10 protein-coding genes are annotated in these 11,848 nt (G+C 47.2%); 9 read left to right on the top strand and 1 reads right to left on the bottom strand.

What is annotated here, in order from left to right:
- Positions 1–131: 131 nt before the first annotated feature.
- The gene (locus IFO68_RS02555) at positions 132–2,501 is read left to right on the top strand and encodes a Lon protease family protein (RefSeq protein WP_192014354.1); all 2,370 of its coding nucleotides are present in this window, start codon (positions 132–134) and stop codon (positions 2,499–2,501) included.
- A gap of 68 nt (positions 2,502–2,569) precedes the next feature.
- Here the strand turns inward: IFO68_RS02555 and IFO68_RS02550 are convergent, their stop codons facing one another.
- Entirely contained in the window at positions 2,570–2,977 is a 408-nt protein-coding gene (locus tag IFO68_RS02550; RefSeq protein ID WP_192014352.1) for an XRE family transcriptional regulator, read from the bottom strand.
- 112 nt (positions 2,978–3,089) lie between these two features.
- On the opposite strand from IFO68_RS02550, the gene IFO68_RS02545 reads away from it, so the two are divergent.
- The 8 genes from IFO68_RS02545 to IFO68_RS02510 all read left to right on the top strand — a co-directional run bounded on the left by IFO68_RS02545 (position 3,090) and on the right by IFO68_RS02510 (position 11,832).
- Positions 3,090–3,998 carry an aldo/keto reductase gene (locus IFO68_RS02545; RefSeq protein ID WP_192014350.1) on the top strand — a complete coding sequence of 303 codons (909 nt, stop codon included), beginning with the start codon at positions 3,090–3,092 and terminating at the stop codon, positions 3,996–3,998.
- Between the two features lie 405 nt (positions 3,999–4,403).
- A complete protein-coding gene (locus IFO68_RS02540) occupies positions 4,404–4,877 on the top strand; it encodes a GNAT family N-acetyltransferase (protein WP_192014554.1) in 474 nt (157 codons plus the stop codon).
- Between the two features lie 104 nt (positions 4,878–4,981).
- The gene (locus IFO68_RS02535; protein WP_192014348.1) at positions 4,982–5,833 is read left to right on the top strand and encodes a GNAT family N-acetyltransferase; all 852 of its coding nucleotides are present in this window, start codon (positions 4,982–4,984) and stop codon (positions 5,831–5,833) included.
- A 683-nt stretch (positions 5,834–6,516) separates the two neighbouring features.
- Positions 6,517–6,900 (top strand): DUF1090 domain-containing protein, encoded by a 384-nt coding sequence (locus tag IFO68_RS02530; RefSeq protein WP_192014346.1) that lies wholly within the window; start codon positions 6,517–6,519, stop codon positions 6,898–6,900.
- 884 nt (positions 6,901–7,784) lie between these two features.
- Complete coding sequence (locus tag IFO68_RS02525) at positions 7,785–8,696, top strand: PLP-dependent cysteine synthase family protein (RefSeq protein WP_192014344.1); 912 nt, start codon at positions 7,785–7,787, stop codon at positions 8,694–8,696.
- A 10-nt stretch (positions 8,697–8,706) separates the two neighbouring features.
- Positions 8,707–9,990, top strand: coding sequence for an FAD/NAD(P)-binding protein (locus tag IFO68_RS02520; protein ID WP_192014342.1), 1,284 nt, complete (start codon positions 8,707–8,709; stop codon positions 9,988–9,990).
- Positions 9,968–11,215, top strand: coding sequence for a propionate CoA-transferase (locus IFO68_RS02515; protein WP_192014340.1), 1,248 nt, complete (start codon positions 9,968–9,970; stop codon positions 11,213–11,215). The genes IFO68_RS02520 and IFO68_RS02515 overlap by 23 nt, the downstream gene beginning before the upstream one ends.
- A complete protein-coding gene (locus IFO68_RS02510; protein WP_192014338.1) occupies positions 11,212–11,832 on the top strand; it encodes a LysE family transporter in 621 nt (206 codons plus the stop codon). The genes IFO68_RS02515 and IFO68_RS02510 overlap by 4 nt, the downstream gene beginning before the upstream one ends.
- Positions 11,833–11,848: the final 16 nt, after the last annotated feature.

Below are 11,848 nucleotides of genomic sequence, written 5' to 3'. Positions count from 1 at the left end.
ATACCCCCTCCCATCGCACAAAAAACCACCAATCAAACGATTAACTCCTTAAAACCAAGCTAAGTCACTAAAAAGTAACTAATTGCTGGCTACACTGAAATGACTATCAGTGGAGAGATAAGGGGAAGGGTATGACAATGAAATCATTACAAGCAGATACCCTGTACCGCACCTGCACCTTAAACGGGCTGGATGCCGAATTTTCATCAACCAAACATTTAGCACCCCTGAACGAAATTGTGGGGCAGGAGCGCGCTCAGCAGGCGGTTGAGTTCGCGATGTCGATTAAAGAAAAAGGGTACAACATATATGCCATCGGCCGGAACGGGCTGGGTAAACGGACTATGGTACTGCGTTATCTGAACCGCCATGATCCGAACGGGGATGCCACGCCACTGTATGACTGGTGTTATGTCGCCAACTTTGAAGAAACACGTACCCCTAAACTGCTGAAACTAAAGCCCGGCACGGGGATGCCGTTCAAAAAAGACATTGAAAAGCTGATGCTTCGCCTGGTGAAAGCCTTGCCGCTGGCGTTCGATAACGAAATGTATTATTCGCGCTCGGAACAGCTGAAAAATCAGTTGGCGGAGAAACAGCAAACCGCCCTGGGCAATTTAACCGAACAAGCGAAAGAGCAAAAGGTGAGTCTGACCCTGACGACTCAGGGCGATTATCAGCTGATTGCGATGAATGGTGAAGAGCCGCACACCGAAGAAAGTTTTATCGCGCTGCCTGAAAAAGAGCAGGAAAAATTCGAAACGATTATCACGGCGCTGGAAGTGAAACTGCGCGGCATTGCGCGCCAGCTCACTGACTGGGAAGAAGAGTTTTCCGATAAAATCCAGAAGCTCAATGAAGAAGTGGCGCTGGAAGTTGTCTCGCATTTTGTTAAACCGCTTAAAAAGCAGTACCGCGGTCATACTGAGATAAAAGACTATCTCACGGCGATGCAGAAAGACATTCTGGAAAACCTCGATATCTTTTTAGAAGAAAGTGAAGATCAGGTCGCGCTGTCTTATGCCGCGCTGGATAAGAAAATGCCGCGTCGTTATCAGGTTAATGTGCTGGTCAGCCAGGAGACTGAACGCTTTCCGATTGTGGTGGAAGAAAGCCCTAACTATCACGCCATCTTTGGCTACATAGAGAACGCGACCTACAAAGGCACTGTGTTTACCGATTTCTCGCTGATTCGCTCCGGCAGCCTGCACCGTGCCAATGGCGGCGTGTTGCTGATGGATGCGGTGAAAGTGCTGGAGCGCCCTTATGTGTGGGACGGCCTGAAACGGGCATTGCGTTCACGCAAGCTGAATCTGAGTTCGCTGGAGCGGGAAGTCACGCTGTCGGGGACGATTTCGCTGGAGCCTGAACCCATTCCGCTGGATGTCAAAATCATCCTGTTCGGTGATTATCAGACCTATCAGTTACTGGTTCATTATGATCCCGACTTCAGTGAGTTGTTCCGTGTGACCGCGGATTTTGAAGATGAAATGGAACGCACCGATGAGTCTGAGCTGCAGTATGCGCGTTTTATTTCCAGCATCGTGCACGATAACGGCATGCTGCATTGCGACCGTAAAGCCATTGCCCGCATCATAGAATACAGCTCCCGCCAGGCAGAGGATCAGAACAAACTGTCGCTGCACTCGGCGGATATCGCCAATCTGCTGCGCGAGACCAATTACACCGCCAGAGCCGCCAATGCCAATATGATCCGTGTCGCCCATGTCGAACAGGCCTTGCTGCGACAGGAAAAACGGGTTAGCCGCCTGCAGGATCAGATGCTGCATACCTTCAGGAACGGCACAACCCTGATTGATACTCAGGGTGATGTTATCGGTCAGATCAATGGTCTGTCCGTGGTATCGACCTCGGATCACCGTTTCGGCTTACCGAACCGGATCACGGCCACCACCTCTTGGGGGGAAGGCGAGGTGATGGATATCGAGCGCAGCGTGAAGCTGGGCGGGCGTATTCACTCAAAAGGCGTGATGATACTGACCGCTTACCTGTCGTCGCTGTTTGGCAAGAGCGCACGCATTCCGCTGACCACACATCTGACGTTTGAGCAATCTTACGGTGGCGTGGATGGCGACAGTGCCTCGATGGCCGAGCTGTGTGCCATTATCTCTGCGTTTTCCGGCTGCCCGATCAATCAGTCGATTGCGATTACCGGCTCGATGAATCAGTTTGGTCAGGCGCAACCGATTGGCGGTGTGAATGAAAAAATTGAAGGCTACTTTGATGTCTGTACCATCAAGGGGCGGCATAACAACCAGGGGGTGATTATCCCGCTGTCGAATGCCCATAACCTGATGTTACGCAAAGACATTCTCACCGCTGTTGAAAAAGGCGATTTCCACATCTGGGCGATTTCCCATGTCAGTGAGGCGATCAGCTTGCTCACCGGCAAAGATGCCGGTGACTGGCAGGACGATAATTACCCGCCGGAATCTGTACTGGGCATTGCGCAAAATAAGCTCAATGCGATGCGCAAATAAAACCGTGTGACAGGAAACCTGTTATCGGAAACAGAGAATGCCATCCAGCCGGATGGCATTTTTTTCGGCTATACAGGTTCGCGCTGGCGGGCGACAGAGAGAAAGGTCGCCATGGCCTGAACATCAAGAAAGCCGTCTGTCTTCTTGTGGCTGCGCAGAAACTGATAACCCGCCAGCACTTTGATTAACTCTTCTGCGCGAACACCGTCAAAAGGCTGGCCTGTGACATGCTCCCAGGCTGCCGCCAACGCCTCTTTGTCGACCACTTCTGCCTGCCGGTACAGGTAACCACAGCCGGTGGCTAACCACTCCAGTGAGCAATTGGCTTTCACCGCAATTTGATTGGCTTTTTGCAGGCTGGGTTCGCTGCCGTTGAGGTATTTGCGGATCAAGGCTTCATTCAGCTCAACCCGGCGGGCAAAACCACTGATACTTTCTTCGCCAATCAGGCTGCGCAAGCGTTGAGCAAATGACATAGACTCGTACTCTGGTTCGAAACTTGTGGGTTATATCATTGCCCGAGGGGACGATCCAGCCTAGGATACGTTCAGCGAATTATTTCGGGCAATGAATAAAGGAGTATGGACCATGGTGGCAAACGTCGAACTGACGCCAAAAGGGCCGCAGCTTTCTGAATTGGTTCAGGGCTACTGGCGTCTGGCGGAGTGGGGCATGACCCCGCAGGAACGTCTGACCTTCCTGAAACAGCATATTGAATTGGGCATTACTACCGTTGACCACGCCGACATTTATGGCGGTTACACTTGTGAGCAATTGTTTGGTGAAGCGCTGGCGCTGGATCCCAGTGTGCGCGGGCAGATTCAGATCGTCTCTAAATGCGATATCAAGCTGTGCGGCAGCCAGTATCCCGAGCAGAGAATCAACCATTACAACACAGGTAAAGCGCATATTACTGAGTCGGTGAACAATTCACTGCAACGTCTGGGCGTTGAACAGTTAGATGTCCTCTTGATTCACCGCCCGGATGTGCTGATGGATGCCGACGAAGTCGCAGAAGCTTTTGCGGCGCTGAAACAGCAGGGCAAAGTGGCCCACTTTGGGGTGTCGAATTTTTCTCCTGCACAGTTTGATCTCCTGCAGTCACGTCTGGATGCGCCTTTGGTGACCAATCAGGTGGAAATCAATCCGCTCAACTTCGAGGTTTGCCATGACGGCACGCTGGATCAACTGCAGATGAAACGCACCAGGCCGATGGCATGGTCCTGCATGGCCGGCGGTGAGATCTTTAATGGGCAGTCAGAGCAGGTGAGCCGTGTTCGCAGCGAACTGGAAGCGATCCGCCAGGAAATCGGCGCCAGTTCCATTGATCAGGTGATCTACGCCTGGGTACGCCGTTTGCCGTCTAAGCCGTTGCCGATTATCGGTTCCGGTAAAATTGAGCGGGTTGAAGATGCTATCGCCGCGCTGGCATTTGAACTGAGCCGCGAACAATGGTTCCGTGTGTGGGTGGCGTCGAAAGGTCATGGTGTGCCGTAACCCGTTTTCACTCGGCCATAACGACACAACCCCGCATCTGGCGGGGTTGTGGTTTTTATCGCGCTAAAAGATTAGCCGCTTAATTTTTCTTCTCAGTGGCTGCTTTCAGGATTTCTTTGATGCGCTTGTTCGAGACTCGTTTAGCCATAAATCACTCCTTGTAAAAAGACTACTTATACTGAAAACGATCGATGCCACGATATTGAGTGACTTTATCTAGTGACACTGTCACTTGTTGGGGTGCAGAATGTCACTCCGTTGCATTCGACCTTACTCCACTATAATGCCTGGCAGACTGAAAAAAGGGATCTGGCTCAACCTCTCGGGAATTGATGTTCGGAATTTGCGAGCCGTACGCCTTACTATCAGGGCTATAACGGATTGTTTTTGATTGAGTCGCGAGCCATGAAAGAGATTGATATCCAAGGGATGACCCCTGCGCATTTACCGCAGGTGGCTGAGTTGTCGGTAGCAACAGAGCAGGTGAAATTCGTTGGTACAATGGAAGAGCTGCTGGTTAACATCGATGATAAGCTCCACCCGCACGTGATTCTGGATGGCAACACGGTTGTCGGCTTTTTTCTGATCGATACGCAGTACGGGCACAGATACGACTTCGCCCATCCAGAGGCGCTCGGTTTACGTGCTTTCTTTATCGATCATCACCATCAGGGCAAAGGTTACGCCAAGCGTGCGGTTCTGGCCCTGAAAGCGTTTCTGCTATCTGCTTATCCCGGTTTTGATCAGATTTATCTGACAGTGAACTGTAAAAACCCTGCAGCCAGACATTGTTATCAGCAGGGCGGGTTTATCGATACCCATGAGCTCTATCTCGGTGGAGCCGCTGGCCCGCAGCATATTATGAGAATGGTGCTATAACTCCCACAGCGCAGACTGACTGAAACAAGCGGGTGATGCGACAGCGTTCTTGCTGATTTCAAACTATATTTTAATCACATCATCTATCTGCCAGAGGGATGCGCATGGACAGCAAACACTACGAAATCAGAACCATGAAACCGGACGAAGTCAGCATTGCTGTCGAATGGGCTGCGCAGGAAGGCTGGAATCCCGGCCTGCATGATGCCGACTCTTACTACTACGCCGACAAAACCGGTTTTCTGGTCGGTGTATTGGATGATGAACCGATAGCGACCATTTCGGCGATTCGCTACGATGCGTCTTTCGGTTTTATTGGCTTTTATATCGTCAAACCAGAATACCGTGGTCAGGGCTATGGCGTACAGATATGGAATGCGGCACTGGCGCACCTGGAAGATTGCAACATCGGCCTGGATGGGGTGGTGGAACAGCAGGACAATTATAAGAAATCCGGCTTTCAACTGGCATACAGCAACCTGCGTTATGAAGGGCTCAGCGGCGGACAATCACCCGAGGATCACGCGATTGTGGTACTGACAGCACTGCCGTTTGAAACCGTCGCTGCTTACGATCAGCTTTTCTTTCCTGCTTCTAGACCCGAGTTTCTGCAACATTGGATTACCCAGCCAGACTGCCATGCATTAGGCATTCTGGAAAATGGCATGCTGGCAGGTATAGGCGTGATCCGCCAGTGTCGCAACGGCTATAAAATCGGCCCGCTGTACGCAGAGAATACCGATCTGGCCGAGCGTCTATTCGTCGCCCTGAAATCAGCGATAGAACCCTCACAACCGCTTTTTCTTGATGTTCCGGAAATCAATCAGGCCGCCATCACACTGGCGGAAAAATACGACATGGCGGTGTCGTTTGGTACCGCGCGTATGTACACCGGGGAGCAACCGGCATTACCGCTGGAGCGGTTATTTGGTGTGACCTCGTTTGAGATTGGGTGAGTCAGGCTTGTGTGAGGCGGGTAAACAGGTTTGATGGTATGTCGCGCTTTTAATCCGGAGCATCACTCCGCACTTTCTTATGCGCGCCAGGTACTCTTTTGGGGCAAAAAGAGTACCCAGAAATGCCTTGTTGTTCTCTGGCGCCGTCCGGGTCGGTTGCAGGCGCTCCCGGCGCCGACAACCTAAAAATTCGTCCTGAATTTTTTCCCTCGGGTTGTGCCACCGATATACATTTTCAATTCGTCATTCCCGCGACAGGCGGGAATCCATACAGCGAGTACGATTCTTAAGGCTGGCTGAGTATGTCGCGCTTGCGTTCTGTGCTTCACTCAGCATTTTCTCATGCGCGCCAGGTACTCTTTTGGGGCAAACAGAGTACCCAGAAATGCCTTGTTGTTCTCTGGCGCTGTCCGGGTCGGTTGCAGGCGCTCCCGGCGCCGACAACCTAAAAATTCGTCCTGAATTTTTTCCCTGGGTTGTGCCACCGATATACATTTTCAATCCGTCATTCCCGCGACAGGCGGGAATCCATACAGCGAGTACGATTCTTAAGGCTGAGAGATGCCTCAAACTCAGGCGCGACATACTTTCATGCACAAACATATTATCCAACACTCCAGAATAATTGCTTTTAATCCCTATCTTTTATATGGATAATGCATAAATTCTATAGGAGGACATTTATGTTAAAGAAGATCATCGGTTTCAGTTTTTTGGCTACAATTGCCACTTTTCCCAGCCTGGCTCAGGAACCTCTCAAAGGGTGCGACGCCAAAGCTTATGAGATACAGCAGCAAATCGAATATGCGAAAAGTAATGACAATACTCATCGTGTCGCCGGTCTGGAAAAAGCGCTAAAAGAAGTACAGGATCATTGTACGGATGAAGGATTAATGCGCGAAAGACTTGCAAAAGTTAATGAAAAAGAACAGGAAGTTGCTGAGCGCACGCTTGAACTGAAAGACGCCCAGGAATCTGGCAGAGCCAATAAAATTGAGAAAAGAATGAATAAGCTGCAAGAAGCAGAGGCAGAACTTTCCGCAGCAAGAAGTGAGCTGAATAAATAGGATCAGCTTACAGAGCCTGTACTGTAATAACCTGACCTCAATAAATCCACTCCCCAAGGGAAAAAATACATGGATGTATTTCAGGTTGTCGGCGCCGGAAGCGCCTGCAATCTGCCCGTCCAATAGCAATGAACCCCAAGGCATTTCTGGTAACTCTAATGCCAGCATAAAGTCACTGGCGCGCGCACAAAGATGTTGAGAGGAGCCCCGAACTCAAGCGCGACAAACCAGCAATACTTCAGATATCGCACTCGTTATCTGGATTGCCGCCTGCGCGGCAATGACGGGCTGGGTGTATTTTCTTAGCTAAAGTGAAGACTAGGACGCCCCTTTTGATTAACGACTCAACATAGAGATATCAAGTTTATCAATTACTATTATTGAGTTTTTATTTTATGAATGCTGTCAATTTTTTTTCATATTGTTCAAGCACTATATGAGTGACATCTCAGGGATATGAATTAAGTCATATTCTGGTACTCTATTTTTGCAGGGTATATCTTTTATCTTATTTGACTGTTTTGATAATAAATAGAAATGTTGTTTTTAATGTTGATGTGAAAAATAATATCTATTAGAATCTTGTTTCATATCATCAGTATGAATTTTGTCTTTTTTGTTTCAAAGGTTGATGGATAAAGTTTTTCATGATTATGAATCTATAAAAAGCTTTGTTCTGTCTTATTGTTTTTTATTATTTCAATTTTCAAGATTGATCATTTACTGAGATCTTGTGTTATTTCAGTCGGGTTAAATGCCTCTTCGCTAATTCAATACGGCCATTTTACATCTGGTTGATTATATTATAATTAAATGTTGCATGTGATTGTTTTGACGTGATTATCAATAAATTTAGGGTGTCTTTGTCTAAATAAGGAAATGAAATGAATATCTCACATCTAGTTGGTAATACGCCTATCATTAAACTTCAAAGTTTAACAAAAAATTTATATGCCGATATCTATATTAAATTGGAATTTCTGAATCCTTGGGGATCAATCAAAGATAGAGCGGCGAAATCGATGATTGATGCAGCGATTGCAGATGGTTCAATTCAGCGCAATACGACGATTGTTGAAGCGACGACGGGGAATACGGGTATCTCTTTGGCCGGGATATGTGCTTCGATGGGTCTGCCACTGATTATTGTCATGCCAGAATATGTTACCGAAGAGCGGAAAAAGCTTTTGGAGCTTCTGGGTGCTCAAATTGAGTTGACGCCTGCTGAATTGAACTATCAAGGCGCTGTGTCTCGTGCCATTGAACTCGCGAGCCAGGAAAATTATTTCCTGGTTGATCAGGGAAATAATCAGAATAACCCATTCGCACATGTTCAGACGGCAAGGGAAATCATCGATTTCTTTGATGGTACGCCTGACATTTTTATTGCCGGGGTGGGGACTGGCGGACATTGTAATGGCATCGGAAATACCCTTAAGCAGCATAATCACCAGACAAAAGTAATTGCCATTGAACCGAAAGGTGCAGCCGTTCTTAGTGGTCGGACATCTTTCTCAGAAGTCAATTCGAATCATGGTGTTTTGGGGATCGGGCCGGGAATCATCGCGAAAACGGTCGATCGGGAAGTTATTGATGAAGTCTATGTGATCGAGGGTGATGATGCGATAACGATGACTCGAAAAGTGATATGCGAGGAAGGACTATTACTGGGTATTTCATCAGGCGCGTCTATCCATTGCGCTCTAGAGCTGGCTGCCAGAAAAGAGAATGCAGGGAAAAAGATCTTAACCATTGCTGCGAGCCAAACTGAGCGATATCTGTCAACTGGAATTTGAGGTCAAGCAAATGAACTTAGGAATAATTGGCGGTGGGGCTGGGTGTATCTCTGTGCTGATGCACTTACTGGAATTACCTCATGATATTTTCACAACAGTGAAAGTGTTTAGTGGTGATCACAACCAGATAGGTTATGCCTACAAAGCGTCTCCAGAAGAATTTATTTTAAATACACGGCTGGACTCTCTGAAACAGTTTAATCATGTGGTCGATATCTACGAGTGGTTATCTCATGCAGGTTATGATTATACGAAGAAAGACTTTATTCCCAGAGCGATTTATGGTCGCTATCTCAAGCAAGTCAAAGACCTAATGATCACGACACTAGAATCAAGAGGGATAGCATTTGAGTATTACCCTGAAGCCAGTGCAGTCAATGAGTATGGTGATATTGTTTGTCAGGGGATAAAGCATCAGGTTTCTGCGACGGTCGTGTCCATTGGGTTTGGCGGTGATCTCTTGAATGATGTGCTGTTTGATAAAATCAATGCTGTTCCCAAAGGAGAAAAGATCGAAATATACGGTTCAGGGTTGAGTGCGATTGATATGATTCTCTTTGTGAGTGCGTATCGGCCAGACTTAACCATTGATTGTTTTTCTTTAACCGGTCGTTTCCCCAGAATCAGAAGTGATTTTACATCAGGTGGACCTTCTCTGTTTGATGGTGTTGATATTGGGAACCTAACCGTTGATAAAATATTTTCCAGGTTTTTATCAACGCTCAAAAATACGCAGGAAAGAGAGATTGTTTTGAATAATCAGGTGACATTGTCTGAAGAATTACAATATGTCTCTGAGCACACACCACTCTGGCAAGAGATGATTTATAATGCGACGTCTAAGTATGTTGATGTGTATGCGCAACTTGCGATCGACTGTAAAAAGCGTTTACATGAAAATCGGGCGAATATTATTAATACACGTGCGATGTTTCCGCATGTCAATGCCTCGAAGTTAGTGAACCTGATAGACCAGGGGCAACTTCGGATGTGTAAGAAACCTTTCGATATTTTGACTTCAGGAAAATATGCACTGATGGGCTTTAATTCCTTTGAATCCCCTGAGTTCATCTCAAATAGCAAATTGCCAAAGAGTTTTATTTCCGGAATTGAGGTCGATGCCAACTGTCGAGTGAAAGACGAGCGAAATATTTATATTCTAGGGCCAATGGTGAACGGATGTCGGTTTTTTACAGAAGCGACATCACTCACAGTAAGAGATGCTGAACTCGTTGTCAGGGAAATATATCGCTCAGAAAAAGGAAAAAACCGTGTTTATACAGGATGTAAATAGATTTAGGAATCTTCTGAAGGGTGTGAAGACAATTGATATCGCATCGTTCGGGAGTGTTATTTCTCCGGAATATTTGATTCAACTGATCAACTTCACGGCCTGGAATGGTCGTTACGCCGAGAAATATGGTTTTATTGGCGCATCATTGCCGGGGGCTGGCTGGCAGGGTGGCTTGAATACTTTGCTTCAGGGAAACAATGTTGACTGGGTAATCGGTGGGTATTTTGGTGCAACGCGCCAAATTAATTGTAGCTTAGCGCTTGAAAGAGGCGAGGTTCATAACTTGCCTCAGGGGGTTCTTGCCAAGTTAATGAGTGAACCCAATCGGCAATATTCAACGAACATTGGGATGGGGACGTTTATTGATCCATCTGTAAAAGGAAGCTGTATTAGTTCCGGCGCACCGTTTAACTTCATGCCTGTGGTCAACACAGGCAATTTTCTAACGTATACACTCCCTGAGAGCGATCTGGTCATCATGCGGGGGGCCGGCTTCACTCAAAGTGGAGATATTGTTCTTGAAACGCAGCCTATCGATTTAGATTTAGAATCTGTGATACGATGCGCCTTATCGAATCAGACAAAGATAGCGATTCAAGTGCCGGATCGGATTGTCAATGACCCGGAGAAAGTTTGTTCGAGAGATTTGTTTGATGAAGTCTTTATTGCCCCTGATGCTTTCCATATAGTGAGTTATTTACCGGGCAGATATCATCTGAATGATGAAAATCTTTATCGGCACTGTCTGGATTCAGCTTCAATTAGTCGCCAGCTCGCGCAGCGTATTACGGCCCATGAACGGCTAATTATTGGCATCGGATTACCTGTGCCGGCAGTGAATCAGGTTCATCAATATACTGACTGTCAGTTTGATGCACTCATTGAATCAGGTGTTGCGGGCGGGGTGCTCTACGACGGTGATGGATTTGGAATGAGTCGTGGTGGAAAAAAAAGATACACACAAAACGAGATCTTTCAGAAAATCTGGAATGGCGAAATTGACCACGCAGTGCTTGGTTTGGGTGAAGTTGACCGATTGGGACGAGTCAATATTGCAAAGCTGGGAGAAACATTCTTTGGCGTTGGTGGCTTTATTGATATTTCTCAGTCCATACAAAAAATAACCTTTTGTTATCGGAATAAGTTCGAAACAGACCAACTTGAGCGGGTGTGTTTTACTCCCCGACAACATCAGGATATCTGTTATATAAGGAGTCATGTGTGACAGAGTGGTTACCGTTATTAGTATCCTTTACAACGCTGCTGTTGGTTGGTGTGATGAGCCCGGGTCCGGCGTTCTTTGTGACCACCCATAGTGCGCTGACTTTTTCAAGAAAAGAAGCCTTTGCGAGCGTTTTAGGGATTGCAACTGGCAACCTCATTTTTGCATCGCTTTCCGTACTGGGATTTTCTGCATTGTCACAAAATAGCTCGCTCATGAATGTGATTCACATTTTTGGCGGATGTTACCTGTTGTACCTGGCATTTAAGTTGTCAACGGCGCAGCCTGTTCAGGCGCACGCGGTGTCGGATCAGGGAGATCAGAGCTGTGGGTTCCTGTCCGGGTGTATGGTTCAGTTATCGAATCCGAAAGCATTTTTGTTCATCAGCAGTGCCGTTTCTTTTGCTGTGCAGAAAAACCATGAACCCCATTTTTATTTTCTGGTGGCTATGGTTACTTTTCTGGTCAGTGCTGGTTGGTATGGTTTTATTTGCTCGGTGGTGAGTCTTCGGTTTTTCAGAGAAGCTTTGCGCCCCAAACTGCATTGGTTCTGTCGGTGTTCGGCGTTAGTCATTTTATATATGGCCTACAGAATGTTCCTCCAGGTATTTACAAGCTAAAAAGTACTTCGAGATA

It is taken from the genome of Photobacterium arenosum (assembly GCF_014841115.1).
Taxonomy (GTDB): domain Bacteria; phylum Pseudomonadota; class Gammaproteobacteria; order Enterobacterales; family Vibrionaceae; genus Photobacterium; species Photobacterium arenosum.
The sequence above is the reverse complement of the archived record's forward strand: the minus strand, read 5'-3'. Positions and strand labels throughout refer to the sequence as shown.